Below are 26,760 nucleotides of genomic sequence, written 5' to 3'. Positions count from 1 at the left end.
ATCGCAGGCGGCGAATCCAGACGAATGGTATTCTACGAGTTAATACTCGTATTTGATGGCAGCGGCCGTCACCGTTGGACGTGGGGATCTGATGGATCTGTTCATCGATGTCATAGCCTCAATCGCTTCCTGGTGTGCTCCGATGGTTCTGCTCGTGGCTGCCGCAATCCTCTTGGTGGAATCCGGCTTGCTCGTCGGGTTTCTCCTCCCGGGTACTGGCACGGTTCTGGCGGTCGGTGCTCTCGTGGGGCTGGGCGAACTTGATCCCGTCGTGACGGCGATCGTCCTGATCGCTTCGTCGACAGCAGGGGCTCAGCTGGCCTTTCGGTCCATCAGGCGTGGATCGTGTCGCGCTGATATCGCCGGCGCAGGCCGCTTTGCGCGCCTGATCAACAGGGTGCTTGCTCGGGCACGTCAGTTGTTTTCGGGGGATGCGCGCGTCGGGACAGTGACCACGCATTTCGTCGGAGGCGCGAGGACCTTGGGGCCACGTCTCGCTGCGGGTTCCTCGTTGTCGTTCTCGAGGTTCGCGGTGTTGAATATCGTCGCCGCAACCGTGTGGGTCACTCTTCTGTTGACCACGGGAAGCGTGTTGGGAGCCAACCCCGCGTGGATCCCCTGGGCCACTGGCGCTTTCGTCGTGGCCGTAGTTGGAGTCATCGCAATTCGGGCATTTCGGCGCAGTGACGCTCCGGTTCCCGGCGGCACAATTCCCGCCCGTCGATCTGATCGACGGGGCGGGAATGCGGCTGTGCCGTGCAGTTGTGCCCGTGTCATTCGCGGCCGGCTGATACCCAACTCATGTCGGGTGCTCGGGTTCCGGTGACGGCGTCGGCGAGGGTGTCGAGGACGGCGAGCTGGTCCGCGGTGAGTTCGATGTGCACCGAGCCCGCGTTTTCGGTGACCCGATCCGCATTCCGAGTGCCGGGTATCGGAACGACGGGCAGCGCGAACTGTGTACCTTTCACCCGTAGCCACGCCAATGCGATCTGGGCGGGCGTGGATCCGTGCTGTGACGCGATGTCTGTCAATGGGGCGAGGGCGTCGGTGTTCGTTTCGAATGCGTCGAGTTGAAAGCGGGGTAGATACCGCCGAAAGTCGTTGTCGCCGAGCTGTTCCTGTTTCACTTTTCCGGTGAGCATTCCGCGTCCCAGTGGGGAGTAGGGAACGAATCCGATGCCGAGTCGAGCTGCGGTCGGGACGATGGCGTTCTCGACGTCGCGGCTGAACAAGCTCCATTCGGACTGGACCGCGGCGAGCGGATGGGTCCGGTGCGCTCGTTCTAGTTCGGGGGCGGTTACTTCCGATACTCCGATGTGCCGGACTTTTCCGTCGGCGATGAGCTCGGCCATCGCTCCGATGGTGTCGTCGATCGGGATGTGTGGGTCGACCCGGTGAAGGTAGTAGAGGTCGACGACGTCCACGTCGAGGCGACGCAGGCTGTTGTCGATGCACTGGCGGACGTAAGCCCTGTCTCCGCGGCTTCTGCGGCCGGGTTCGGTTACGGAGGTATCGATACCGAATTTGGTGGCGACGGTGACCTCGTCGCGACGGTCGGCGAGGAGTCTGCCGATCAGTTCCTCGTTGGTCCCGAGGCCGTACACATCTGCGGTGTCGATGAAGTCGATGCCGAGGTTGACGGCGTGATGCAGGGTCTTCAGTGCTTGGTCGGGGTCGGATTCGCCGTACATCGAGGTCAATGCCATGCCGCCGAATCCGAGTGCGGATACTTCGAGGCCTGTTCCGAGGTTCACGTGTGGGAAGTCGGTCATGATGCTGTCTCCTTGGAGGCGCTCGTTTCGGGTCGACCGCGTTCGACTGCCTGTGTGTCCGCGGGTCCGGCCACTGCGGTGAGGTAGGTCCGTATGGCTGCAGGGTTCTGCAGCGAGCCGGTCATGCCCACTATGCGGTCGGGACGCACGACAGCGACACCGCCCTGTCCGAGCTCGCTCGAAACGATCTCGTGGGTGTCGATCACGGTGGGAGTTGCGCTCAGAAGTGTGGTGGGGGAGTGGACCACGACCACGACGTGCAGCCGCGACCCCCACGAGTCGAGGATGGCATGTAAGGCCCGGAGTTCGTCGATACTGGTGATGGTGGCCAGCGCCAGGACTCGTCGGTCATCGAGGAGGTCGGGCAGCAACTTGTCGACCTCTCCGTCGAACTGGACGGGATGCGGGGGCAGGAACTTGCCCGGCGAGATGGTTCGACCGCGCCCGCCCCCGCGGGCCACTGACGGGCCGTAGGCCGTATCGATCTGCGCCAGTTGAGGAACGACACGCCGGGTGAGGAGCCCTGTCGCCGAGAGGATTCCGAGGATTCGGTCGCGGATCCACCGCGAAACGGCAGCACGAGTTGTCCACAGTTTCGTCTGAAGATCGGTCATCGCGGCGACCGATTCTGCGACGGGTCGTCGTTCGAGTTCATATGTTTCGAGTAGTGCTGCATCGGCTCCGTCGACCGCTACTGCTGCAAGTTTCCACGCGAGATTCGCCGCGTCCTGTATTCCGGTGTTCATACCTTGACCTCCCGCAGGACTGTGAATATGTGCAGCGTCGCCGGCAAGGATGAATCGGCCCGACACGTAGCGCGAGGACAGTCTCCGGTGTACTCGAAAGTCGCTCTGCCAAAGCACATTACTGACCCGGAAGCGGCCGAGGCCGCGTTGGCCGAGCATGATGTTGGCGCGATCGGTGATCTGAGTCGGCGGTATGAGCGCAGGGGAAGCGGACTGACGGTGTCCGAGAAATACCCGGTGTCCACCACCTGGGAGCGGGACGACGACCGTCACCCCGTCCGGGTGGAGATGGTACTGAGCCTCCCCGACCGACCCATCGGTTTCTAGGGTGCCGTCCACCAGCAGAAAAGCGTCGTCGTAGCTGTCGCCGTCGAAGTCGATGGCCGCTGTTTTCCGCACGGTGCTGTGTGCACCGTCGGTGCCCACGATCCACTCTGCTGTTGTGGTGAAGCGGATTCCGCTCGGACCGACCAATGACGCCCTCGCCCCGTCGCTGGGCCCGGCAGGGTCCGGATCGAGGGCACCGAGGAACTTGTGCCGCCAGCGGACCGTACCTCCCAGCGCCTGGTAGAGCTCGAGGAGAGCTGCCTCGACGAGGGGCTGCGGAAGGGACAGGGGTTTGTGCAGGCCGGGCTGGTCGAGGCCGGTGAAGTCGACGTGGCCGATCTGTGACCCTTTCGACCAGTACGACGCTCGGTCGAGAGTGACGCCGGCATCGAATACCGCGGGATCGACACCGAGGATGCGCAGGCTCTCCTGGGCGGCACTCCAGAGTACGAGGGCTTTCGGTTCGGTCGAGGGCCCCGACTTGCCGTCGATAATCATGTGGTCGACGTTCCTGCGGGCGAGCTCGCAAGCAAGCGTCAGACCTGTGGGGCCCGCGCCGACGATGAGGACGGTGTGCTCGGTCATGTCCGGACTCCTGACGGGCGAGGCGGGGCGAGGCTGGATTGTTCGGCCGAGATCACGTCCTCGTATCCGGTGGACGGCGCGTCGCGGGGTAGGGGAGAGGCCGCTGCGTGCGGGTCTGCTGCCGCGGGGTCGACGAGGAAGTCCTTGCGTCTGATGAGGGTGAATGCCGCGATCGCACCGATGAGGGTGACGATTCCCGCGATCGTCGTGACCTGATGCAGCGCCGAGATGAACGCGATTTCTGCTGCCACCCCAACGTCCTGCCCGGTCTCTTGCAGCGCCGCGACGGCCCCGGAGGCCACGGCGTCGACGGTGGCGTCGAGCTGGGCCGGAGTCAGGGCGGATCCGTACGCGGTGTCGAGTTCGGATTCGATGGTGCGATGAGCCAAAGCTCCGAGTACCGCCACGCCCAATGCCGCACCGACCTGCTGGAATGTCTCGTTGATCCCAGCTCCCATCCCTGAGTCTTCGGCCCGAACGAGAGCCACTGCCGCGCTCGCACGGGGTGGATTGTGTAGTCCCATACCGAGTCCCGCGATCACAAACCCCGGTAACAACGCCGTCCAGCTGTCACCGACGTCCGCGAATCGAAACAACAGAAACCCGATTCCTGTGCACAACAGCGAGATTCCGATCAGAATCGATGTCGAGATCCGGGCGCTCAGTATTCCGCCCACGGCACCGGATATCAGCAGGACGCCGGTAAGCGGCAGGAACCTCAATCCGGTCTCGATAGCCGAGTAGCCCAGCACGCCTTGCATCCACAGCACCGAGAACAAGATGGTGGCCGTGACGGCGAAGTTGATCGCAAACGTTGCCGCGGACAGGCCGTTGAAGGAACGGTTTCCGAACAGGACCATGTCGAGCATGGGATTGCGGACGCGGCGCTCGACCACAGCGAAGCCGAGGAGGGCGAGCACACCGACCGCCAACGCTACCGCGGTACGTGGGTCGGTCCATCCCACGACGGGTGCCCGGATGATTGCAAAGATCAACGCGAACAGACCTGCGGAGAACAGTGCCAGACCGAGGGGGTCGAGACCGCGGCGCGCGGTCGATGTCTGGTGGTCCCGGACTTTCAGAGCGACGACGGCCAGAATGATCAGTCCCACAGGGATATTGAGGTAGAACACCCATCGCCAGTCCACTTCGGTGAGGATGCCTCCGATCAACGGTCCCGCAGCGATGGCGATGCCCGAGGTGGCCCCGAAGATGCCGAAGGCGGTTCCTCGTTGGCGGCCGTGGAACGTCGCTGCGATCATCGCTGGGCCGACGGCGTACATGATGGCCGCGCCGAGGCCTTGAACTCCACGTGCTGCGTTGAGCAGAGTTGCTGACCCAGCGAGACCGCAAGCCACGGACGCGAGGGTGAAGGCCAGCGCGCCGACGGCGAAGATCCGGGTGCGGCCCAGTCTGTCCGCGATCGAGCCGGCGGTGAGCAGAAACGCGGCCAGTGCCAGGGCGTAGGCGTCGATCACCCATTGCAACTGCTCGAAGCTGGCCGAGAGGTCTCGTTGTATCGCGGGCAGTGCGACGTTGACGACGGTGAGGTCCAAGAACAGCATGAATGTTCCGAGGCAGACCGCTGTCAGCGTCCACCAGCGTTCGGGGGCCGACTGCAGCGGTTCGGGGGTGCTCATGCGGACTCCTCGAGGAGCGCGTCCGCGGTGGGTTGCGCGGCCGGCTGCTGGCGTCCGAACCAGGCGTCGATTGCCTCGATGGCTCCCGCGGTGTCGGTGAAGTGATGTATCTGCATTCCGTGCGCTCGGGCGGCTTGGCAATTGCGTAGGTCGTCGTCGACGAACAGGCATCGAGCGGCAGGGACGCCGAGTCGTTCGGTCGTCCGGCGGTAGATTTCGGGTTCGGGTTTGCGGACACCTTCGTTCGCGGAGACGACCTCGACGCTGAACAGGCCTGTGGGGACGATTCCTCGCCACTCGGGTTCCCATTCTCGGACGTTGTTGGTCAACAGTCCCAGAGTTCGTCCTTCGGATTTCAGCGTGTGCAAGTAGTCGAGAAGTTCCGAGTTGGGGACCCGGCCGGAGAACCATGCCGGCCGGAACTGTGACAGGTCGATAGCGCGTCCGGTCATGGTTTCCAGTGCCGATCCGACTCGGTCGAGGAAGGCCGCTTCGGTGATTTCGCCGCGTTCGAGCGGGGCCATGATCGTTTCGTCCGGGTCATCGTGCGCGGTGAACAGGGCACCCATCAGGTCCTCCGGTTGCACGGACATGTACTCGGTGAACGCCGCGATGGTGTCGGCGATGGGGTTGGTCAGGACGCCGCCGTAGTCGACGACGAGAACGAGGGGACCGGTGTCGATACTGTTGTCGGACATCGTCATCCCACCTCGACCTGCGAGCGGACGATGACGACGTCACCCTGGACGAGTTCGAAAGATGCGACGATCCCAGTCCCGGACTCGGTGGGTGCGGTGTCGATCAAGCGGCAGTAGACAGGAAGCTCGTGTTCGGCGAAGTCGAGGAACTGGATGTCGTAGCGCACCGGGGAACCGACCGACGATTCCGGCAGTGAGTGGGTGTCGAGGACGGCGCACACCGATGCCTGCCTGCACGCTTCGGTCAAGAGCATCCCCGAGACGTGGTCGACCTTGTGATCGGAGAGCGACGGGTGGTTGTTGTCGACGACGACCTCGTACGTCGTGTCGGGGTGTTCGGTGCCGGTGGAGGCGATGACGACGTTCTTCGAGTCCCGCCGGGCAACGCGTGCAGGCGGAAGCGGAACGGCGGCAGAGGTATACGGCTGATCGGGGGTGTTCTTCGCTGCCCGCCCGGCCGCGCGCATCTCGGCGAACATCTGCTTGGGCATGAAGCTCAGGGATCCGACGAATTCGCCGACAGGCACGCCGTCGAGAACGGTCTGGTACCTACCGACTGCCCCGGTCAGGTACCCCTCGACGTGGAACCGCTTCTCGAATTCGACTCGGATGACCAACCGGCCCGGTGTTTCCCCGACCTGGAGGGCAGCGAGGTCGGTCACCGACACCGAGGCCTTGCGGAAGACGAACGCCCAGTCCTTGGGTACTCCGTAGAACTGGTGACTGATCAGGATCGAGGCCTGCCTGCATGCCTCCACGAGGATCATGGGGTCGTACCGGTCGTCGAGTCGGTCGCTGTAGAGGGCATGCCCTCGCGGTAGCTGCGCGGCGACGACGAATCGGTTCTCGCCCGTCGCAGCAGCGTCGGTGAGGAAGACCTCGCTGACAGCTGCGCGGTGGACGAGGCTTCGCGGCACAGTGCGATCGAATGTCAGTTCACTGGCGATATCGAACGGTGGTGTGGTGACAGTCATTTCTTCCCCCAGGAAGGTGGTCGCAGATTTTCTGCTTTGTGCGAAACGCACCGATCGGTACGTGGTTTCAAGTACAGCGCCACGTTTTCGATAAGTCAATTCTTTTCACGTTAATTCCAAATGTTCGGAAAGTGATTCCCGTAACAATATAATTTCAGTTCGAGCGCAGATATACCGCCAGTAATTCGAGCACTATTGTGAGCCTGTGCACACGGTTAAGTGCACAGGCTCGCAATAGTGCGTTCAGCTATTTGATGCCGATCTGATGCGGTCAGTGGGGTTGTCGGGCGTCGAGCCACTGGTCGAGCGAGTCGAAGACGATGGCGGCGTTCCGTGCGTGGCCCATGTAATGGCCTGCGTGAGGAATCGTGATCGCCTTTCTGTCCGATGTTCCGGTGAACGATGCAATATGTTCGTCACCGAATTGCACGCGTGCGTCGTCCTGTCCGTAGAGGCCGAGAACTGGAATGTCTATGCTCGACATTTTGGCCAGGTCGAGAAGAATTCCGGGGCCTTGTGAAAGCATGTCGCCGCACGGGTGTTGGTTCTGATAGGGCGCTGCTGTATCGATTACTTGTTGTTCGGTATCGGCATAGTTTCCTGTCACGAATTCAGTGGTTCCTTGGTCGTAAAAGGTGTAGCCCTTGGCGGCGGGATTGTTTTCCGATGCCGAGCCTCCGGTGAGGCAGCGTGGTGTGGCGGCGAAGAATCTGACGTAGGCCTCGGGTGTCAGTCCGCGATCGGCCCAGTCCATGACGACGAGAGCGTCGACGTCGTCGAAGGTGTAGGCCTCGATCTGGACGATCTGCCCGCCGTTCGACTGGCCGGCGAGGGTGATGTGCCCGAAGGTGGGGGCCGTTCCGGATGCATCCCATTGATAGGTGCCGGTACGCAGCGCTTGGACGATCTGATGGGCCATCGTTGCTTGGGACCCCACGCACATGGCCCCGCCTGCCGGAGCGTCGCTCGTGTCGTATCCGAGTCTGTCGATCGTCAGTGAGGTCTGTCCGCGAGCGGCCATTTCGTAGGTGTGGTGGTATCCCTCGACTGGAAGACGCCAGTACCATTCGCCGGCTGCGATGCCGTGTTCGTAGAGGGTGATGGCGTTGCCGAAACCCTCTGCGGGAGCGGTGAGATGGCCACGGATGGTGTAGGTTCCGCCGTCGGCGGTGCACGGGACGGCTGTGTCGTTGGTGTTGCGGACTGTGAAGGACACCGGTACGTCGATCACGTCCGATCGGGTCGGCTGCGCGGAGGCGATGGCCGTTCCACCGAGAAAGATGGCGGTCGACGCGACGGTTATCGCAATCGCGGCGAGGAGCCGTGAGAGGGGGTGATGGCGGCTGTCGAGCATGGGGTACTCCGATCGGGGCGGGGATGTGGTGGCTGGGAGCGTGCGAGTGCAGTGCTCATACAGGGGTTTTGGGTCTTCCAGGGTCGACTTCGGTACCAGGTGTATCGACGCGTGGAGCATCGGTGATGCCGATGAGCTGGTGCAGGCGTGCCAGTGGGCGCGGTGCCCACCAGTTCCAGCGGCCGGTCAGGGCCATGATGGAGGGGACGAGGATCGCTCGGATGACGGTGGCGTCGATCAGGACCGCCAGTGCCATGCCGATTCCGAGTTGCTGAAGGAAGGTCACCCCGGAAGTGGCGTAGGTGGCGAAGGATGCGGCCAGGATGAGAGCTGCTGCGGTGACGACGGGTGCGGAGCGTGAGATGCCATCGATGATGGATTGGCGATTGTCTCCGGTACGGTCGAATTCTTCTTTGATGCGCGAGAGCAGGAAGACTTCGTAGTCCATCGACAGGCCGTAGGCGATGCAGAACATCAGGATGGGGATGCTCGGCTCGATGGCACCGGTAGGGGTGAAACCCAGCAGCCCAGCAAGATTGCCGTTCTGAAAACCCCACACCAGGACACCGAACATGACCGTCAGTGACAGCAGATTCAGAATGGTGGCTTTGATGGGGGCGATGATCGATCCGGTCATCACGAACAGAATGGCGAAGGTGATCAGTGCAATGAGCACGGCCACGAGCGGGAGCCGGGCGGTGACGCCGTCGGTGTAGTCGTCGAGCATCGCGGGTGAGCCGCCGACGAGTACCTGGCCGGGAGGCTCCACCGACCGTACCGCGGAGACGAATCCGGCTCTGTCGTCCAGTGATTCGCGAGTCGGTACCACCGAGAGGTAGCTGCCTGCGGTGTCGGGAGTGAAACGGACGGCGCCGTTCGGTGGAGCAGTGAGCGCCCTGTCGGGTTCGACGGTGCCCAGTGCGCTGTCCACTCGTAGCACCTGGGGCAGTGCTGCGAGATCGGAGGCGTACCGAGCGAGGCCGTCCGGTGCGATGGTCGGTGCGACGAGCAGAATTGCGTCTGCATCCTCGCTGGCGTAGTCGTCGCGGATGGTGTCGTACAGGGCGCGGACCGGAACCGACTGCGGCAGGATGCGATCGTCCGGTGCGCCGAACCGAACGCCTAGTACCGGCGCTCCGAGCAGTATCAAGATCACCACACCGGCGATCGCGAACACTGCAGGTCGGCCGGTCGTGGCCACGGTGATCCGCCGCCACACGGTACTTCCGTCGGTGTCCGGTTCCTTGCGCCGTAAGGCGCGGTGCCCGAGCAGCACCAATGCGGCCGGGAGTACGACCGTAGCGGCGAGCACGGCGGTGGCGACGACGGCTATCCCGGCGTAGGCGAACGAGGCCAGGAACGGGAACGGGAAGACCAGCAGAACGGCCAGTGACGCGGCGACGGTGGCGCCGGAGAACATGATGGTGCGTCCGGCTGCCTGCGCTGCTCGCTGCACGGCCAACGTCAGGTCAGCGGTGCGGCGGGCTTCCTCTCGGAAGCGGTAGATCAGGAACAGTCCGTAATCGACGCCGAGTGCAATGCCCATCACCAGCGCGATGTTCGCCGCGAAGGTCGATACTTCGGTGAAGGCTGCCACCACGCGCATGATGGCCAGGGTGCCGACGACGGAGAACAGTCCGGTTGCGAAGACCACTGCGGCGAGACGGAGCCGCCGTAGGACGGCCCACAACAGTGCGATCACCAGCGGGGCGATGATCAGCTCTGCTCGGAGAAAGTCGGTCCTGGATTGTTCTGCGACGGAGCGGAACACCTCGTCGCTGCCGCCGAGAGCGATGTCGATGTTCGAGGTAGCCGACCGGCTGAGTGCCTCGTCGAGAGCGGGAAGGACCTGTTGCCGGATTTCGGTGGCGTCGCCCGGTGCCCACGCCTGGATCAGCGCCGAGCTGCCGTCCCCGGCGGCGAGGGTCGGAACCTCTTCGGTCCAGTAGGACCATGTGTCGTCGATGCCGGGGAAGGTGTCGACGAACTCGGTCAGACGTAACCCGTCCGCGGCGACGGCCGAGCTGTCGACGTCGCCGGTCTTCGCGGTGACGAGGATGGTGATGTTGGGTGTGCCGGTCTGAAAGGTGTCGTTGAGCAGCGCCTCGGCTGCCGCAGACGGGGCGTTGGTCGCCTCGAACCTGTTCAGGGACAGTGCATTCATCGCACCGGCAGCGACTGCTGCGAGCACGAGGAAGAGGACGCCGGCCACTACGAGGGTGAGGCCGGGTCGAGTTGTGGCGAATCGGGTGGGCATCGCGGGTCCCCCTGCTACCGTGGATACGAGCGATTGCTCGTGATTTGCGAGAATACGAGCGAAAGCTCGTCTTGTCTACCGGAAAGCCTGGAGTTCACATGCCGAATACCTCGACGCCAACTACCTCTCCTGCACCCAAGCGTCAGGATCGCGGACTCAAGCGCATCGCTGCGATCCTCGACGGTGCGGAGGAGTTGTTCGGAGAAGTCGGGTTCGACGCAGCGACCACGAACGCTATCGCCAGCAAATCGGGCATGTCACCGGGTTCGCTGTACCAGTTCTTCAGAAACAAGGAAGACATCGCCGCAGCATTGGCGGAACGCTACGTCGTGGAGTTGACCGACGCCCAATCGGCCGCGGTCGATCCGCGACCGGACGGCTTCGTGGAATCTCTACCGCAGTTCATCGACCGGGCCGTCGACAATATGGTCGCCTTCAATGCGGCCAATCCGGCTTTCCTGCAACTGTTCTCGCGAGCAGATACCCAGCCTGCCCTGTATACCGCAGTCGTACCATTGCAGAGCGAACTCTCCCAGAGGGTCGCCCAGACCTTGGCCGCACTCGCACCGACCCTGTCCAGCGAACGCATCGACCTCCACGCGCTGGTGGCCTTGCAGATCACCCGCGGAATGATGCCCGTCATCGCCGCAGAAAAAACTAACAAGAAGGACCAGCTCGTGACCGAGCTCAAGGCGGCACTGATTCGTTACCTGTCCGAGGCACTCGCCTCACCCTGACGGAACAGAGACCCGCGCCGCCGCAGGCCGTGCGTACTCCCAGTCTGAAAAAAGCTGCAGCAGTAGCTGTTTTGACGTTTTTCAGTTGTGCTGCCAGCAATCACTGCTTTTCGTACACTATGGGATCCGCGCCGATCGATACTTCGATGCGTGGTGGAGCATTCGGTCGAGGCTCAACGCCCCGCGTCGTATGCTCGGTCAGCGATCGGCGACCTTAGGCGCGCACCCGGCGGCGGACCATGCGACCGGCGTGCATCGCCGCAACTTTGGTCCAATCAGGGTGTGCAATTAGCCGTCACAGCTGGACCGATGACCGCCGGACTCACGCAGGTTCCGGTGTTGCCGCGCCGGTCACCGCATGACCTGGGGGACGGTTCGCTGTTTTTCGTTCTTTGGGTGTGTCGATCAATGCGTTATGTGCAGCATCGCGTACCCAGCCTGTGATTCTGTCGAGGGTTTCGGATGGCAGGTGCCATCGTTGCCAATACAGGGGAATGGTGACGTTGTGGTCGGGGTCGAGGTGAACGAGTGTCCCGTCGGCGAGGTCGCGTGCGATTTGTCCTTCCGGTAGCACGCCCCACCCGAGTCCGAGTCGAGCTGCAGTCAGGAATTCGCGGTTCGATGGGAGGTAGTGGATCGGGGGCTCACGGTGCGCCTTGATCTTGCGTAGATAGGCGTGTTGCAGGTCGTCCTTTTTGTCGAATCGCAGCATCGGGAGGCGGCTGGGATCGCAACCGTCGGAGTCGGCGTCGCGAATGAGTGAGGGTGCGCACGCGGGCCAATAGACCATGGCTCCGAGCGGTTCGACCGTACAGCCAGGTGCTGCGGTGCGTGAGGTCGTCACGGCGGCCATGACCGCGCCTTGACGCAGTAGAGCGTCTGTATGGTCCTGATCTTCGATGTGGAGGTCCAGCAGTATCCGTCGGTCGACGGCTATCGCTTTCATCACCGGTTGGAACCACGTCGAGACCGAATCGGCATTGATAGCAAGTGAAAAGCGCAGCGGTGCAGCAGTATTCGTTGTCGTTGAGCCGCCGCGTAGCTCAGCGTCGGCGTCGACGGTGAGGACTTCGATCTGCCGCGCGAGTCGGAGCAGGGCTTGCCCGTTTCTGGTGGGTAGTACCGGCCTGGTTCGCTGTAGCAGCGCGGCCCCCGACGCTCGTTCGAGCGCGGTAATGCGTTGGCTGACTGCAGAAGACGAGATGTGCAACGCCGTTGCAGCTCCCTCGAACGACCCTGAATCGCAGATCGCGGCAAGTGTGGCGAGCTGATCGTGGTTGTACATCCACAAATACTAAACCTAGATCAGCGATACTTAGGAAACGTGCATCGATGCTGGAGCGGTCGTACCGTTCTTGCCGTGAACAACCCCGTTCTGGCCTATCTCCCCGTCGCTATCGTCTTCGGAATAATCCCAGGTCCTGACGTCATGTTGGCGGTCAAGCACTCGCTTACCGGCGGTGTGCGTCACGGCATCGCCGTAGCTTTGGGTGCGGCGACGGGGTCGATGGCCTGGGGCATCGCTGCGGCCGTGGGGTTGGCGTCCTTGCTCACCAGCGTCCCCGGGGCATTCGACGCGGTACGTATCGCAGGTGCCGCCTACCTGGTGTTTCTAGGAATTCAGAGTATCTGGCAGCGCAAGGGCAGCTTCACCGACGTCGATGCCGCGACTTACAACGCGCACCAGCCGAAGTGGTCGCGAGCGTTCATGACCGGTTTCGTCGCGGACCTGTTGAATCCGAAAATGGGTGCGTTCTACCTGGCGGTGCTGCCGCAGTTCATTCCGCGCGACGGGAACGTTTTCGTTTGGTCCATGCTGCTCATGTCGATCGAGTTCGTGGTGGCGCTGATATGTCTGTCCTCGTACGCACTTCTTGCCTCGTCCGCTCGCCGGTTCTTGGAGAAGGGCCGCTTGGGGGCGTGGCTCGAGCGTGGACTGGGTGTTGTTCTGGTGGGATTCGGCGTCCGGCTGGCCTTCGAGTAAACACCCCCGCCGTCCGAGCCCTTCTCCCTTCGCTCTTTCAACTACTCGACCCGAGCCCGACCTGACTTGATTGTGTAACGACGCCTTGGCCCGGGTCCGCGCCCCGGGCCGTCCAATCCCGCCAGGTCTTGGCTTTGCCGTGCCCTAACCCGAACTTTCCTGTACCGAAACCGAACCATCACGCACACAGAGGGGTACCGATCAATGAGCGAAAAGCTCTGGGGTGGAAGATTCTCCACCGATATCACCGACGATGTACTTCGCTACACAGAGACAGCATCGGTAGACAGCAGAATGCTCGAACACGACCTGTGGCAGAACATCGCTCATGTTCTGATGCTCGGTCGCGCGGGAATCAACACCGAACCCGACACCAAAGCGCTTCTCGCTGGGCTGCTCGACATGGAGAGCAGCCGAGCCGACGGTGGATTGCAGCTCGACGTCCGACAAGAAGATGTGCACCTCAACACCGAATTCATGCTCATCGAACGGATCGGACCCGTCGGCGGCCGCATGCACACCGCACGGTCCCGAAACGATCAGGTGCAGACCGACGCACGCATGGTCACCCGCGAGTGGCTGCTCGATGCCAGCGAAGAACTGCTCATGTTCGTGCAGGATCTGCTCGGGTGCCCCGAGTCGGAACGAGAAGCAGTTCTACCCGGCTACACGCATTCGCAGGCAGCGCAACCGATTTCGGTAGCATTTTGGAAGGCTGCGCACGCACAGGCCTTGCTGCGTGATGCCTCCCGACTGATGGATGCCTGGAAGCGCATCAACATCAATCCGCTCGGCGCGTGTGCGCTCGCCGGAACTACATTCGCCCTGGACCGCGATTACACCTCCCGGCTTCTCGGGTTCGATGCACCGATGGTCAATGCGCTCGATGCGACGTCGACGAGGGACTGGACAGTCGAAGTAGCGGGCGCAGCTGCCAGCGGTGCTGTGAATCTATCTCGCATGCAGGAAGAGATCGTCACCTGGAGCTCGAACGAATACGCTCTCGCCGAAGTGCACGATTCGTTCGCGACCGGTAGCTCGATCATGCCGCAGAAGAAGAATCCGGTGGTTGCAGAACTGGCGCGAGGGAAGTCCGGTCGCGCGGTGGGTGCGCTGGTGCAACTGCTGGTGATGGAGAAGTCGGTCGGTCTCGGGTACAGCTGCGACCTGCAGGAGGACAAACCGGTTTACTGGGGCGCCCTCGATACGTACCTCGACACCATTCGCCTGTGCCGACGCCAGAACCTGCACACCGCGTTCGACGGTGCTCGCGGCAGAGCCCTGTGCTGGGACAACTTCTCGACCGCGACAGAGATCGCCAACATCTTGGTCTCTCGGTTCGACGTTCCTTTCCGCACAGCCCACCGCATCACCGGTGACCTCGTCAACGCCGCCCTCGCAGCCGGTCACACCCTGCGCAACGTCGCGTTCACCACCACTTTCCTCCGCGAGGAACACGACATCGACATCAGTGAGGTCGACATGAAGCAGATATGCGATCCGCTCCACACACTGCGCAGCTACATCTCTGCCGGATCCACCGGACCGACGCGGGTCTCCGAACAGCAGGAGCAAGGCCTGGCCGACGTGACCGACAGACTCGCCGAAATCCGGCAAGCCAGAACCCGCCTCTGGGAGGCGAAGGCGGAATGCCTACGAGCAGCGCGATCCGTCGTCGGCGGCGTGAGCGTGCCCGAACTCGCGATGGAGGTCGGGGTATGAGCATCGTCCTGGCATATTCCGGCGGATTGGACACATCCGTTGCCGTGCACTGGCTCAAAGAGCGCTATCAGACCGAGGTCATCGCGTACTGCGCGAACCTCGGCCAAATCGAGGACCTCGAGGCCGTCTCGAAGCGCGCAACCGCGGCCGGCGCGTCGGAAGTTATCGTCGAAGACGTCCGAGACCTGTTCCTCCACGACTATGCAATCCCGGCTCTCGCCGCCGGCGCTGCATACGAGGGAAAATATCTTCTGGCTGCACCGTTGTCTCGACCGTTGATCGCCGAGCGGCTGGTCAGCATCGCTCGCGAACGCGGTGCATCCGCAGTCGCTCACGGTGCCACGGGCAAGGGAAACGATCAGGTCCGGTTCTACACCTCCGTGCGGGCGTTGGCTCCCGAGCTCGACATCCTCGCACCTGTCATCGATTGGGAAATGACCTCCCGCGGTAGCGAAATTGCCTACGCCGATCGTCACGGTATCGATGTGGGTGTCAGCAAGACGACGCCGTACAGCATCGACACCAATATCTGGGGCACCAGCATCGAGTGCGGGGATCTCGACCTCATCGACCACGCTCCACCGCCCGATGCATGGCAGATCACGACCGCGCCGGTGCAGGCACCGGATCGTCCAACAACGATCACGATCGAGTTCGAAGCAGGCATCCCCGTCGCTCTCGACGGCCGCAAGCTCGACCTGATCGACCTGGTCAGCGAACTCGGGGACACAGCGGCCGCGAACGGTATCGGGCGTACCGAAATTCTCGAGAGCCGCATCGTCGGATTCAAGAGCCGCGGAATCTACGAAGCACCCGCTGCAACAGTTCTTCTCGCTGCACGAACCGATCTCGAAGCACTCGTACTGGACCGAGAGACGCTCCACCACAAGCGGTCCATCGCCGACCAGTACGCAGAGTTGGTCTACTACGGCTACTGGTTCACCGATCTGCGTGCAGCACTCGATGCTTACTGCGCCCGTCTGGCTCACCGCGTGACGGGCACAGTGACCGTCGAGCTGTACAAGGGCTCCGCTCGATGCATCGGCCGGACGTCCCCGAAATACGGCCGATACAGCTCGGCTCTGGCCGATTACGAAGAGGCAGACACCTTTCTACACGAAGCAGGTGCCGGATTCGCGTACTGCTGGGCTCTCCCACTCACCGAAGGAGTTGTCACTCGATGAAAGACACCCGCTCTGTTCTGCTCATCTCCGACGGATCACGGTGGGGCGAACTCGCCCACGACTTTCTCCGCCGCAGATTCGCCGACGTCGACTGGTTTGCCTGGGACTACGGCGATCCAGTAACTCGATCGTTCGATCAGTGGCACGGGTGCGACCTGCTTCTGTCCTTCAAATCGGACTTCATCCTGTCCGAGGCCACACTCGATCGAGTGCGGGAACTGGCCGTGAACTTCCACCCGGCGACCCCGAACTACCGAGGGATCGGCGGATATCGCTACGCGATCGACGACAACCAGACGCAATTCGGGGCCACCTGCCACATCATCACCCCGAAGGTAGATGGCGGTCCGATCATCGCAGTCGACCGATTCGACATCGTCCCAGGCGAATCCGAGACGAGCTTGAGCGAACGCACCGCCGCCGCCGCACTGGCTCAATTCCATCGAATCGTCACCACAATATGCAACGGCACCGCTATCAGCGCCGATCACAGCGAACAATGGGGACAACGTCTCTACACACGCCGCGCCCTCGACGCAGACCGCCGAAAGCGTGGGGAGCTGGTCGAAGCGTGAGAACACTGCACTCACCCTCCGCCACCCACGAGCCCCACGATCGGCCCAGGTCGCCCGAAGCCCATGGCGGTACTGCAGTTCGCAACGGCCCCTTGGCGATCATCGAATTCGACGGTGAAGGACACAACACGTTCTCCACAGACAAGATGCGCGGCATCACCGAGTTGGTCTGGCAGCTAGGGGACACCCCGGATGTCGAGGGGCTGGTTCTGTACGGGGGAGACGGTCGATCCTTCGGTGTCGGCGGTGACTTCAACGAAGTCAAGGACTTCACGGGAGGCTCCGAGGTCAACCGATGGATCGACGCCTGCGTGGACATGTATCGAGCAGTTCTGTCGATCTCGAAACCGACCGTGGCAGTCATCGACAAATACTGCATCGGCATCGGTCTTCAGTTGGCACTGTGCGCCGACTGGCGCATCGGAACGTCGACGTCGGACCTCCGTATGCCCGAGCTCAAGTTGGGTATCTCCTGCATACTCGGAGCTCCGCTCCTGCAACGCCGAGTAGGGCCTGCCGTGGCGAATCGAATGATCATCGGGTGCGATCGATGGCTCGGTACCACCGCACTCTCCGACGGCCTCCTCGATGAACTCGTTGCAGCCCATAGTGACCCGCTCGCTGCAGGATGCACCCGAGCACAGGCACTGGCCGAGTACCAATCGGTGCCGTTTGCCCGCACCAAGGCGTTCGTCAACCACGATCTGCTGCTCGACATGGAACGAGCCCGTATTGCAGCAATAGCCGGCCACCGAGCGGGGTTCGCTGCAGGCGATGCGGCCCAACAGAAGATGCGCACAATTGTCGGAGACAACCCATGACCCCAACCGATCATGGGTGGGTCGTCTTTTCGCACAGCGGCCGCATCCGCCGTGTTGGCGGACATACCGGCCCCGTTCTGAACCGCAACGACGGAACAGTCATGATCACGACGCCGCTGCACGGCGAATGCCGAGTCTTTCTCTCCCGCACCGATGATGCACGGACATGGGCGGTGGGAGCGCAATTCGCGGCGACCGCCGCGAGTGTCGGTCACCGCGCAGGAACCACCACGGCACTTCGCCCCGGGACGACTCTGGTCTGCTCCGCCGACGGAGAGTTGTCGGTGCACCGCGCTGTCCCCCGATCGTCGCCGTCGGGCGGTGTCCCAGGGTGTTCGCTCGAACAGGCCATGGGGTGGCTCGACCATGGATTACGCACTGCAGCAACGGAAATCGCATCGTCGGGTCGTCCCATTCGCTTACTGCTCTCCGGTGGTGTCGACTCCGGACTCCTCGCCTCCTACTTGTGGAGGGCCGGTGCCGACGTCCGTGCACTGACCCTCCGCACACCCTGGGGTGACGAAATCGACGGTGCCTCTCGAACAGCGCGCCACGTCGGTCTGCCGCTCGACGTCATCGACGTCACCGCACAGGAATCGACAGCGGCGATCTACCCGTGCATGCAGCACACTCAATCCGATGATGCAGAAGTCATCACCGTGCATCTGCTGGTGACAGTGGCCTTCGAGTTGGCGCGAGCATGTGGTGCCGACCTCGTGACCGGACTCGGCAGCGATCTGCTCAACGCCGGAAGCGATTTCGGTATGGGCGCAGTCGCCGGCGATCTGAACGAACGTATCGACGACGCCAGCGCATCAGGAATGATGGTGACCGGCCAATTCACCCCAGGGCCGCGCATGTACCACCCGTACTGGAGTCCTGCTCTACTGCACCTTCAACAGAGTGTCCCCGCTCAGCTGAAGACCGTCGACGGCATCGAAAAGTACTACCTCCGCGAGCTCGCGGCCTACCAACTGCCCCGTGAGACTGCGTTCGGGAGAAAAGTCGCAATCCACCAAGGGGCGGGTTTGTCAGCAGGGTTGGACGGCGCGCTCGGAGAACAACTGGCTGCCGTCTGTGCCCAAATCCGGGCACAGACCCTCGATGAGGTCCCTCTGGGAAACCACGATGTTGCGGTCGGCGGTGAGCAGCGGTGACGGCCACCGATCCCGGAGATCTCGCGGCAGTGGCCACCCGGGATGGATTCGCTCTGGTCGGCGACGTCGACTTCGGCAGAAGCGACTTCGAGGTCTTCGTGCAGGGGCTCGGGACTCTCGCCACACATCGGTTCGGCACCGGAAGCGCAGGTCTGCTCGATCTCGACGCAAGCCCGCTACCGGACCGCGTCGTCACCGGGCGCAGTGCCCTGCCTCTGCACACCGACGGCACACTTGTCGGGACCTGTCCCAAATACATTGCGCTGTATTGCAATGCAGTCGATCAGCCCACAGGATCCGGACGCACAGAACTCTGTCTGCAATCGGATCTACTCGATGCAACACTCCCACCGGACCTGAGCACGGTGACCGACGTGGATTGGGAGTACTACGTCACCGACCAATCCCACTTTCCCGACGTCGCGCACCGCTGGCTGTCGATTCCACCTGCAGTGCGATCAGCAACGGGGACAACGCGGTTGAACGTGGCACTCCCGTTCACCGAGGAACGGACCACCCCCGCAGGATGGTCGGTCCGTCTGGCGGGCTCGACCGAAGAAGACAGCCGGGCCGTCTTCGCACGGCTCGACTCCTACCTGCGGGGCAGTACCAGCTTCTACTCGCACGACTGGGCCCCGGGTGATCTTCTCGTCCTCGACAACGAACAGGTTCTGCACGGGCGGACAACGATCGAACCGGGCAGCGTCAGACACTTGTTCCGAGGACAGATCAATGTCTGACGCGCGAGGGTTCCTCGCCGCACTGAACAGCATGCCCCAACAGGATCAGGACGCACTTCACCAGGGACGACGCCATACGACGTTCGGGGAGCTGTCGGCCGCGGCGATGGCATGGCGTGATGCACTGGCACCGGTGATCGACGAAGGCGACGTGGTCGTCGTCGATCATCACCCCGGGGCCGCAGACTTCGTTGCAGCACTACTGGGAACGATGGCCGCCGGCGGCGTGCACCTGGCGAGCCGGACGCGGCATCCAGCATGGGACCGACTGAGCGCACTGGGCCGCCGCTGGCACGCCATTACCGACCACGACATCGACCCCGACCTGCCCGAACTGGCCTCCGTGTTCGATGCAGCAACCCGAAAGCTCCGATACTGCAACCCAACGCGTCAATGCGACGTGACCGAGCACGACACCGTGCGAGGAAGAATCCTCGAAACATCCGGATCGAGTGGTGAGCCGAAATGGGTGTACTGGACCGAGGAATCGCTGTTCGCCGACCGCACCGACTGGTGCCAGCAGCTCGGTCTGACAGCCGACGATGTGATCATCAACATCCACCCCCTCGATTTCGCGCACGGGATGGACGTTCACGTTCTCGCGGGCTTGCTCTCGGGAGCACCCACGGTGCACCTCGACGCCGGTCTCCCGGCCTCTGCCCACGCGAGAGCGATTTGCGACTGGAACGGTACCTATATGAGCGCCCTTCCCTCGCACTACGACGCGATCGCAGCGTCACCGGCGGCATCGGAGCGAATGGGTGAACACCTGACCACCGCACTGACGGGCGGGGCTCTCCTGACGCCGACCACTGCGCGACTGATCCACCAGCGGTGCGGGGTCCACCTACGCAGGCTCTACGGGGCCACCGAGTGCGGCATCATGTGCGCAGATCTGCGGCCACAGTTGCAGAGCGCGGCCGAACTGCGGCCCCTACCCGGGGTGGAGATGCGAGTGCGCCCCATCCACGGAATCGACGCAGATACCTATCGAGTGGGCGAGCCCGAATTCCGCCGAGCGCACCGAGCCGAAGGCTACTGGGGACACCCGGACCGTACACAGAGCGCATTCACGGACGGCTGGTATCGAAGCGGGGACGCGGTGATGGTCCACGACAACGGTGCCATCAACGTCCTGGGCCGCATCGATGACGTATGGACAAACAACCACGGTCAACTCTGTTCGGCAGGCGTCCTGGTCGACGAGATCACCGCACTCGACGAGGTCGACGAGGTCGTCGTCTTCGCCCCAACGGCCACAGGAGCAGACACACCGACGACAGTACTGTGCCGCCTGGCACCCACCGGGGCAGACCTCGGACGAATCCACCTTCGCGTCACCGAAGTGATGAACAGCTGCGGTCTCATCGGAAAGATCACTCTGATGTCCGACTGGCCGAAAACGTCTGTCGGCAAGCCCGACCGGCGCGCATTGCTGGCATGGTGCAGAGCGTCCTGAGTTCGACATCACACGGATCAGAAAGGGCAGACATGAGCGCCGCGTCCCCACAAGGGTTTCACTGCTGGACAACCCATTTAGGACTGGCAGACGAAGGTAAAGACGACTTCTCCATGGTCATCTCCGACAGGCCGTGCACCTCGTCGGTCGTTTTCACGAAGTCACTGTTCGCGGGCCCCTGCGTCACCTTGAGCAAGACCTCGATCGAGCAGACCAGTCCGCGCGGGGTCCTCGTGTTGGCGAAGAACGCCAACGTCGCGACCGGCGCGGAAGGGCTCCGCAACGCCAGCGAGATACGCGCATCCGTCGCACGAACCGTAGGAATCGAACCCGATGCCCTGATAATGGCCTCCACCGGAGTCATCGGAGTGCAATATCCGATGGACACCATCCGCGCCGGACTCGACGGGCTCGGCCAGGGAACACCACTCGACGCGCACGCGGTGGCCCGAGCGATCATGACCACCGACACCCGCGCCAAGGTCTCCGAACGAGCCGTCGGCACCAGCACCATCGTTGGAATCGCGAAGGGCGTCGGGATGATAGAACCGGACATGGCGACCATGCTGTCGTTTGTCTTCACCGACGCCGACGTCCCCCAGGACACGCTCAACCGAATCTTTCGTGACGTTGTCGACCGCACCTACAACTCGGTCTCGATCGACACCGACACCTCCACCAGCGACACAGCGGCGGTCTTCGCCAATGGTGCCGCCGGCCCGGTACCCGATACCGAGTTCGAGCAGGCTCTCGAGGAAGTGTGCACGGATCTGGTGAAAATGATTGCCAGCGACGGCGAAGGTGCGACCAAGCTGATCGTCACTACGGTCTCGGGTGCATCGAGCGAGCGCCAAGCGCGCGTGGTCGGGAAGTCGATCATCAACTCTCCCTTGGTCAAGACGATGATCCACGGTGAAGACCCCAACTGGGGTCGAGTTCTCATGGCTATCGGAAAATGTAGCAACGAGGTGGACATAGAACCCGACAGAATCCGAGTCGCATTCGCGGACATCGATGTGTATCCGAGCTCGTCACTCGACCAGCACGACACCGTCGAGGTGGTTCGTGAACACCTTGCAACTGCCACCGTCGAGATCAACGTAGACCTCGGAATCGGCACCGACACCTGGAGAGTGTTCGGTTGCGACCTCACCGATGAATACATTCGAATAAACGCGGACTACACCACATAGAGATCACTCCAATCACTTCACCAACAGGCCGCAGTAACGTGGAGTGGGCATCCGGCCTCGACGCCTCGACCTGTCGAAGCCGTTACAGCACGTCGCCTGTGGCCGTTGATGTTGCCGGTTCTGCCGGACTCTGGACATGAGCAAATTAAAGACCGAACACGATTCGCGCCGGGGGGCGAAAATGGCTGCAACCGATAGAGAACCTTCAAAAAGGTTCCGAGACAATGCCCATAACGACCGCAATGCCACAACTCTGATCAAAACTTCCGACCACGCATCTAGCGAAGAGCGTAGTCACGAGCTGTACACCGTGTACGGAACCGCGTGTCACGCGCCTGAACGACAGTGTATGACACGACTCACTGCGCGAATAGTCGATGGGGACAGCTTAGCGTCGATTCGGTGCGGACCAGGAGAAATTACTCGTCGACAGGTTGATCTCGAAGCCGATCCACGATTCTCCGTGAGGATTCAATACGTCTTATCGGGCGAAGTAATTCTGTCGCAGAACGGCGTCCAAATATCGCTGAAGAGTGGAGGCATTGGCCTATACTATAGCGATTACAGTTATACAATGACTGTAACCCGTGCCAGCTGTTTAGCGGTAGTCACGTTACGGCAGAGGGTGGGCTCAAGAGAAGACTTCGACGCCGCCTCGGGTCGAGGTCTTCGCGTTGTGCCAAACGCTGAAGGTACGGGGAAAATACTCTCAGATACTTTACATTCTACTTCGAGAGAAATTGGAATGCTGAACACGTTCACGGCTCATAATGTCATCTCAGCCGTTCGATTACTGGCGTGGGAAGGAATGCACCCGCCCCATGGCCACGCACCGCCTGACCAGCAATCCGGCCTCGTAGCGACGGCGCGCTTGATGATCGAGAAGAATCTTTCTGATCCCACGCTCAATCCCGACCTACTCGCGCGCAAACTACATGTATCGGTTCGTCAGCTGCATCGCGCTTTCGAGCGAGAGGAGCGAACTCTGTCCGCTTATATAGCATATGAGCGCATTGAAAGGTGCGCTGCCGATTTGATCGACCCAAGCTTACAACAGATACCGATAGGCGACATCAGTGCGCGGTGGGGGCTTAGTGACCAGTCGAGACTTTCTCGGCTATTTCGCGAGTTGAAGGGTTGCTCGCCTTCGGAATTCAGAAGGTTTTACGCGGAACCCAGCTAATTCGAGAACACATCCACCGATCAATTCCGAGTGGTCAAGACCGGAACGAAGGTTCTCGTACCGGCGCGCCGCGTCGACGTGATCGAACTCGCTGGGCAACAAGTACACGACCGGGTGACGGATTCATCAAGACAAAATTCTTGACCTTGCTCGAGGTAGTGACGGTCCGGCTATCCGTCCACGGTAGCTACCACGCAACTCCGTCACGTCCGCGCGCACTCGCGCCGATCGGGGCATCGCCTTCACGGCATAAGACGATTGATCTGCGGGTTCTCGCGGTAGACGTGGCTGTAGTCGTTGTCGACTTTGGAGGGCCCGACTCCGAGGACTTGATCGTTGGCCGGTTGCGGCTTCCATGGTCTCCTCACGGCCGGCGCAGATGGGTGCCTACCTGCACTGGACCCCGTAGGGGACTTCGACCCCACTTGTCGCACGGTGCCAAAGTTTTGTCGCTTCGCGACGAAGAGCTGTGGAGGTATTTCCGCAATTAATTTCGATAAGTAGCGTCGAAGACATCATCAAGTCGCCGACCTTGCAGGTCGCAATGGTTCATTCGACATGTCGACTTGAGATACAGAAATGATGGGGAGAACCGAAGAAGGAGACTGTGATGATCTCGGCAGATCAATATGCGCGCGATAGCTATGAACGTGAGTTGAAAGCTCACTGGGACGCTAAAACAACCGATGACATCAATCTCCTACTGGGCGCTGATGATGATCTTTACCACCATCACTACGCGATTGGCGATTTCGACCGCTCTATTCTGGATTCCGTAGGTGAGGAGCGAGAGAACGCGATTTTGCGAGAGTTGCATCGAATGGAGAATGATCAAGTCGGACTGATCCTCGACGCCCTCGGTCCTTTGCCGCCCAACTCTCGCGGCATGGATGCCGGGTCAGGTCGCGGGGGAACATCTTTTCGTCTCGCTGGAGCGACGGAGAGCCGAATCGACGGCGTCAATTTTTGCGAACATCACGTCGCGTTCGCCGAGCAGATCGCACGCAAACGCGGTTGGGATAGCCGCGTTCAATTCCACCTCGGGAACATGCTGCAGGCACCATTTCCTGATCACACTTTCGATTTCGTGGTCTCAAACGAGACGACGATGTACGCCGACGCGTACGAAGCAATGGCCGAGTTCTCCCGCCTACTGCGACGGGGCGGTCGCTACGTAATGACCACCTGGTGCCGCAACGACGCAGTCGACCCACGCTCGGACGCGACAAGGCAGATCGATGAACATTACGTATGCCGAATGCACCGCCGAAGCACTTACTTCAAGGCCTTCGCGGCAAACGGCCTGATTCCGTACCGCGTGGCTCAGTACACACACGAAGCTATGCCGTACTGGGAGCTACGCAACAACAGCAAACTCCGCACCGGCGTTGAGGATGCGTTCCTCAGCGGCTACAGCGACGGTTCACTGAACTACCTAGTGATTGCGGCCGAACGCATCTGAGACATCCACCCGGAAACCACAAACTTGAAGGAGCCTGAAATGCCGAACCTCGACGTGGCAGTCCTCGGCCAGCATGACGTACAGCAGCGCCGCTACTGGGATGCCAAAAAATCCGACGATATCAACCTGCTGCTGGGCACTGAAGACGGCTTGTACCACCACCACTACGGAATCGGTGACTACGATCACTCTGTACTCGCTGCACCTGCGGAGCTGCGGGAGTCACTGATCCTGCGCGAACTTCACCGGATGGAGTCGCTGGAAATCAACCTTATCGTCGATGCATTAGGGGAGGTCTCACCGAGCTCTCGTGTCATGGACGCGGGATCGGGGCGAGGCGGAACGACCTTCACAATCGCTGATCGATTCGGCTGCCGGGTAGACGGGGTGAACTACTGCGCTCACCATGTCGAGTTCGCAGAGAAGTTGGCCCGTGAACGCGGGAGCTCGGACCGTGTGCAATTCCACTTCGCAAACATGGTTCAGGCCCCCTTCGAGGACAACACCTTCGATTACATCGTCTCCAACGAAACCACGATGTGTGTCGACCTAGGGGAGGCGTTCACCGAGTTCGCCCGGTTGCTGCGCCCCGGCGGCCGCTATGTCGCAGTCACCTGGTGCCGCAACGACGTAGTTGCTGAGCGTTCCGAGGCATCACGGTTGATCGACGAAGAATATCAGTGCGCTATGCACACCCGCAGTACTTATTTCCAAACTCTGGCAGCAAATGGTCTGGTGCCGTATCACGTTCAGCGATACACCGACGAAGCCATCCCGTACTGGGACCTGCGCAACCAGGCAGCGTTGCGCACAGGTGTCGAGGAACCATTCCTCCAGGGCTTCCGCGAACGCAGCATCGACTACTTGGTTATCGCGTGCGAGCGTCTGTAGCGGTGGCCTGAGATATCCGAGTTATCCACGCGCCAGCGATCCTCGGCATCGGCGCGCCACTTCGTCCTTCTACAAACAATCGAAGGGATTCCGGTATGGCCGGAACGGCTGATTTACCTTTAGAAATGCGACGCAACGGCCTGAACCCGACCGAAGAGCTCGCCCAGGTCCGTGACCGCGACGGTGTTATCCCAGTAGGAGAACTCTACGGGGCCCCGGCTTTTCTCGTCTGCCGTTACGAAGACGTCCGGCGAATCTTCGCAGACTCAAACCGGTTCAGCAACGCCCACACGCCAATGTTCGCAATACCCAGCGGCGGCGATGTGATTGAAGATGAACTAGCCGCCATGCGCGCCGGTAACCTCATCGGACTCGATCCCCCCGACCACACCCGCTTGCGTCATATCCTTGCTGCGGAGTTCTCAGTGCACCGGCTCAGTCGCCTGCAGCCGCGCATCGCAGAGATAGTGGACAGTGCATTGGATGGTCTCGAGCAAGCCGGGCAACCCGCCGACCTTATGGACCGTTACGCGCTACCAGTCTCTTTGCTCGTACTGTGTGAGCTGTTGGGAGTGCCCTATGCCGATCGCGACGAATTGCGAGATCGAACAGCACGCCTCCTGGATCTGTCGGCATCTGCAGAACAACGAGCGGTTGCCCAGCGAGAAGACCGTCGATACATGGCCACCCTGGTTACCCGTGCGCAGGAACAACCCGGTGACGACTTGTTGGGAATTCTGGCGCGCAAGATTGGCGACAACCTCAGCACCGACGAACTTATCAGCATCATCAGTCTGATCATGCTCGGTGGACACGAGACCACAGCAAGCATGATCGGCCTCAGTGTACTGGCCCTTTTGCATCACCCGGAACAAGCCGCCATGATGATCGAGGACCCGAACTGCGTCAATTCCGGAATTGAGGAATTATTGCGGTGGTTGTCGGTCGCCCATTCGCAGCCACCGCGCATGGCAGTAACCGAGGTGCAAATCGCCGGGGTGACCATTCCGGCAGGATCTTTCGTCATCCCGTCCCTATTGGCCGCTAATCGCGACAGCAATCTGACGGACAGACCCGACGACCTCGATATCACCAGGGGAGTAGCCGGTCACCTCGCCTTCGGGCATGGCGTCCATTTCTGTCTTGGGCATTCACTCGCTCGGATGACCCTGCGCACGGCCGTGCCGGCGGTACTGAGGCGCTTTCCCGACCTAGCCCTCTCACCCTCGCACGACGTTCGGCTCCGCTCCGCCAGCATTGTTCTCGGCCTCGAAGAACTACAGCTGACGTGGTGAGAAG

22 protein-coding genes are annotated in these 26,760 nt (G+C 61.7%); 14 read left to right on the top strand and 8 right to left on the bottom strand.

The features are described 5' to 3' along the window. Positions 1-773: 773 nt before the first annotated feature. From CH283_RS19180 to CH283_RS19150, 7 genes are all read right to left on the bottom strand, one after another. A complete protein-coding gene (locus CH283_RS19180; RefSeq protein WP_015586110.1) occupies positions 774-1,772 on the bottom strand; it encodes an aldo/keto reductase in 999 nt (332 codons plus the stop codon). Further along, complete coding sequence (locus CH283_RS19175) at positions 1,769-3,430, bottom strand: FAD-dependent monooxygenase (protein ID WP_015586111.1); 1,662 nt, start codon at positions 3,428-3,430, stop codon at positions 1,769-1,771. Before CH283_RS19175 ends, CH283_RS19180 begins: the two co-directional genes overlap by 4 nt. Next, positions 3,427-5,070 carry an MFS transporter gene (locus CH283_RS19170; protein WP_015586112.1) on the bottom strand — a complete coding sequence of 548 codons (1,644 nt, stop codon included), beginning with the start codon at positions 5,068-5,070 and terminating at the stop codon, positions 3,427-3,429. Before CH283_RS19170 ends, CH283_RS19175 begins: the two co-directional genes overlap by 4 nt. Then, complete coding sequence (locus tag CH283_RS19165) at positions 5,067-5,768, bottom strand: HAD family hydrolase (RefSeq protein ID WP_052047793.1); 702 nt, start codon at positions 5,766-5,768, stop codon at positions 5,067-5,069. Before CH283_RS19165 ends, CH283_RS19170 begins: the two co-directional genes overlap by 4 nt. A gap of 2 nt (positions 5,769-5,770) precedes the next feature. Further along, a complete protein-coding gene (locus CH283_RS19160; RefSeq protein WP_015586114.1) occupies positions 5,771-6,742 on the bottom strand; it encodes a ScbA/BarX family gamma-butyrolactone biosynthesis protein in 972 nt (323 codons plus the stop codon). A gap of 271 nt (positions 6,743-7,013) precedes the next feature. After that, entirely contained in the window at positions 7,014-8,096 is a 1,083-nt protein-coding gene (locus CH283_RS19155) for an alpha/beta hydrolase (protein WP_015586115.1), read from the bottom strand. A 55-nt stretch (positions 8,097-8,151) separates the two neighbouring features. Continuing rightward, positions 8,152-10,353: an MMPL family transporter gene (locus CH283_RS19150; RefSeq protein ID WP_052069823.1), complete on the bottom strand. Its 2,202-nt coding sequence runs from the start codon at positions 10,351-10,353 to the stop codon at positions 8,152-8,154. A gap of 98 nt (positions 10,354-10,451) precedes the next feature. Here CH283_RS19150 and CH283_RS19145 point away from each other — a divergent pair, with 98 nt between their 5' ends. Next, positions 10,452-11,090: a TetR/AcrR family transcriptional regulator gene (locus tag CH283_RS19145; RefSeq protein ID WP_015586117.1), complete on the top strand. Its 639-nt coding sequence runs from the start codon at positions 10,452-10,454 to the stop codon at positions 11,088-11,090. Between the two features lie 322 nt (positions 11,091-11,412). On the opposite strand, the gene CH283_RS19140 is transcribed toward CH283_RS19145, so the two are convergent. After that, a complete protein-coding gene (locus CH283_RS19140) occupies positions 11,413-12,375 on the bottom strand; it encodes a LysR family transcriptional regulator ArgP (RefSeq protein WP_015586118.1) in 963 nt (320 codons plus the stop codon). A 75-nt stretch (positions 12,376-12,450) separates the two neighbouring features. Between CH283_RS19140 and CH283_RS19135 the strand changes: the two genes are divergently transcribed. The 13 genes from CH283_RS19135 (at position 12,451) to CH283_RS19075 (ending at position 26,756) form a co-directional block, all read left to right on the top strand. Continuing rightward, a complete protein-coding gene (locus CH283_RS19135) occupies positions 12,451-13,074 on the top strand; it encodes a LysE family translocator (protein ID WP_032364998.1) in 624 nt (207 codons plus the stop codon). 204 nt (positions 13,075-13,278) lie between these two features. Beyond that, positions 13,279-14,796: an argininosuccinate lyase gene (gene argH / locus CH283_RS19130; protein ID WP_052047792.1), complete on the top strand. Its 1,518-nt coding sequence runs from the start codon at positions 13,279-13,281 to the stop codon at positions 14,794-14,796. Then, positions 14,793-15,980: an argininosuccinate synthase gene (locus tag CH283_RS19125; RefSeq protein ID WP_015586121.1), complete on the top strand. Its 1,188-nt coding sequence runs from the start codon at positions 14,793-14,795 to the stop codon at positions 15,978-15,980. The genes argH and CH283_RS19125 overlap by 4 nt, the downstream gene beginning before the upstream one ends. Then, entirely contained in the window at positions 15,977-16,555 is a 579-nt protein-coding gene (locus CH283_RS19120) for a formyltransferase family protein (protein ID WP_032364999.1), read from the top strand. Before CH283_RS19125 ends, CH283_RS19120 begins: the two co-directional genes overlap by 4 nt. Beyond that, positions 16,552-17,376: an enoyl-CoA hydratase/isomerase family protein gene (locus CH283_RS19115; RefSeq protein WP_052047791.1), complete on the top strand. Its 825-nt coding sequence runs from the start codon at positions 16,552-16,554 to the stop codon at positions 17,374-17,376. The genes CH283_RS19120 and CH283_RS19115 overlap by 4 nt, the downstream gene beginning before the upstream one ends. A 101-nt stretch (positions 17,377-17,477) precedes the next feature. Further along, positions 17,478-18,533, top strand: a complete 1,056-nt coding sequence (locus CH283_RS19110) for an asparagine synthase C-terminal domain-containing protein (protein WP_033188359.1) — start codon at positions 17,478-17,480, stop codon at positions 18,531-18,533. Next, entirely contained in the window at positions 18,530-19,273 is a 744-nt protein-coding gene (locus CH283_RS19105; protein WP_015586125.1) for a TauD/TfdA family dioxygenase, read from the top strand. The genes CH283_RS19110 and CH283_RS19105 overlap by 4 nt, the downstream gene beginning before the upstream one ends. Next, positions 19,266-20,732 (top strand): class I adenylate-forming enzyme family protein, encoded by a 1,467-nt coding sequence (locus tag CH283_RS19100; protein ID WP_032365002.1) that lies wholly within the window; start codon positions 19,266-19,268, stop codon positions 20,730-20,732. Before CH283_RS19105 ends, CH283_RS19100 begins: the two co-directional genes overlap by 8 nt. Beyond that, positions 20,714-21,925, top strand: coding sequence for a bifunctional glutamate N-acetyltransferase/amino-acid acetyltransferase ArgJ (gene argJ, locus CH283_RS19095; protein ID WP_306430905.1), 1,212 nt, complete (start codon positions 20,714-20,716; stop codon positions 21,923-21,925). The genes CH283_RS19100 and argJ overlap by 19 nt, the downstream gene beginning before the upstream one ends. A gap of 136 nt (positions 21,926-22,061) precedes the next feature. Continuing rightward, on the top strand, positions 22,062-23,108 hold the full coding sequence (locus CH283_RS29060; protein WP_080730062.1) for a helix-turn-helix domain-containing protein: 1,047 nt from the start codon (positions 22,062-22,064) through the stop codon (positions 23,106-23,108). A gap of 610 nt (positions 23,109-23,718) precedes the next feature. Continuing rightward, positions 23,719-24,570, top strand: coding sequence for an SAM-dependent methyltransferase (locus CH283_RS19085; RefSeq protein WP_015586129.1), 852 nt, complete (start codon positions 23,719-23,721; stop codon positions 24,568-24,570). 39 nt (positions 24,571-24,609) lie between these two features. After that, complete coding sequence (locus CH283_RS19080) at positions 24,610-25,461, top strand: SAM-dependent methyltransferase (RefSeq protein WP_032365004.1); 852 nt, start codon at positions 24,610-24,612, stop codon at positions 25,459-25,461. Between the two features lie 95 nt (positions 25,462-25,556). After that, positions 25,557-26,756, top strand: a complete 1,200-nt coding sequence (locus CH283_RS19075) for a cytochrome P450 (protein ID WP_015586131.1) — start codon at positions 25,557-25,559, stop codon at positions 26,754-26,756. Positions 26,757-26,760 lie beyond the last annotated feature (4 nt).

Origin of the sequence: Rhodococcus sp. 05-2254-2 (assembly GCF_002259095.1) — a bacterium.
Classification (GTDB): domain Bacteria; phylum Actinomycetota; class Actinomycetes; order Mycobacteriales; family Mycobacteriaceae; genus Rhodococcoides.
The sequence above is the reverse complement of the archived record's forward strand: the minus strand, read 5'-3'. Positions and strand labels throughout refer to the sequence as shown.

Coding starts and splice junctions, on each gene's coding strand:
- CH283_RS19180 (WP_015586110.1), bottom strand. CDS start 1,772: ATGACCGACTTCCCACACGTGAACCTCGGAACAGGCCTCGAAGTATCC.
- CH283_RS19175 (WP_015586111.1), bottom strand. CDS start 3,430: ATGACCGAGCACACCGTCCTCATCGTCGGCGCGGGCCCCACAGGTCTG.
- CH283_RS19170 (WP_015586112.1), bottom strand. CDS start 5,070: ATGAGCACCCCCGAACCGCTGCAGTCGGCCCCCGAACGCTGGTGGACG.
- CH283_RS19165 (WP_052047793.1), bottom strand. CDS start 5,768: ATGTCCGACAACAGTATCGACACCGGTCCCCTCGTTCTCGTCGTCGAC.
- CH283_RS19160 (WP_015586114.1), bottom strand. CDS start 6,742: ATGACTGTCACCACACCACCGTTCGATATCGCCAGTGAACTGACATTC.
- CH283_RS19155 (WP_015586115.1), bottom strand. CDS start 8,096: ATGCTCGACAGCCGCCATCACCCCCTCTCACGGCTCCTCGCCGCGATT.
- CH283_RS19150 (WP_052069823.1), bottom strand. CDS start 10,353: ATGCCCACCCGATTCGCCACAACTCGACCCGGCCTCACCCTCGTAGTG.
- CH283_RS19145 (WP_015586117.1), top strand. CDS start 10,452: ATGCCGAATACCTCGACGCCAACTACCTCTCCTGCACCCAAGCGTCAG.
- CH283_RS19140 (WP_015586118.1), bottom strand. CDS start 12,375: ATGTACAACCACGATCAGCTCGCCACACTTGCCGCGATCTGCGATTCA.
- argH (WP_052047792.1), top strand. CDS start 13,279: ATGAGCGAAAAGCTCTGGGGTGGAAGATTCTCCACCGATATCACCGAC.
- CH283_RS19125 (WP_015586121.1), top strand. CDS start 14,793: ATGAGCATCGTCCTGGCATATTCCGGCGGATTGGACACATCCGTTGCC.
- CH283_RS19120 (WP_032364999.1), top strand. CDS start 15,977: ATGAAAGACACCCGCTCTGTTCTGCTCATCTCCGACGGATCACGGTGG.
- CH283_RS19110 (WP_033188359.1), top strand. CDS start 17,478: ATGATCACGACGCCGCTGCACGGCGAATGCCGAGTCTTTCTCTCCCGC.
- CH283_RS19100 (WP_032365002.1), top strand. CDS start 19,266: ATGTCTGACGCGCGAGGGTTCCTCGCCGCACTGAACAGCATGCCCCAA.
- argJ (WP_306430905.1), top strand. CDS start 20,714: ATGGTGCAGAGCGTCCTGAGTTCGACATCACACGGATCAGAAAGGGCA.
- CH283_RS29060 (WP_080730062.1), top strand. CDS start 22,062: ATGAGCAAATTAAAGACCGAACACGATTCGCGCCGGGGGGCGAAAATG.
- CH283_RS19085 (WP_015586129.1), top strand. CDS start 23,719: ATGATCTCGGCAGATCAATATGCGCGCGATAGCTATGAACGTGAGTTG.
- CH283_RS19080 (WP_032365004.1), top strand. CDS start 24,610: ATGCCGAACCTCGACGTGGCAGTCCTCGGCCAGCATGACGTACAGCAG.
- CH283_RS19075 (WP_015586131.1), top strand. CDS start 25,557: ATGGCCGGAACGGCTGATTTACCTTTAGAAATGCGACGCAACGGCCTG.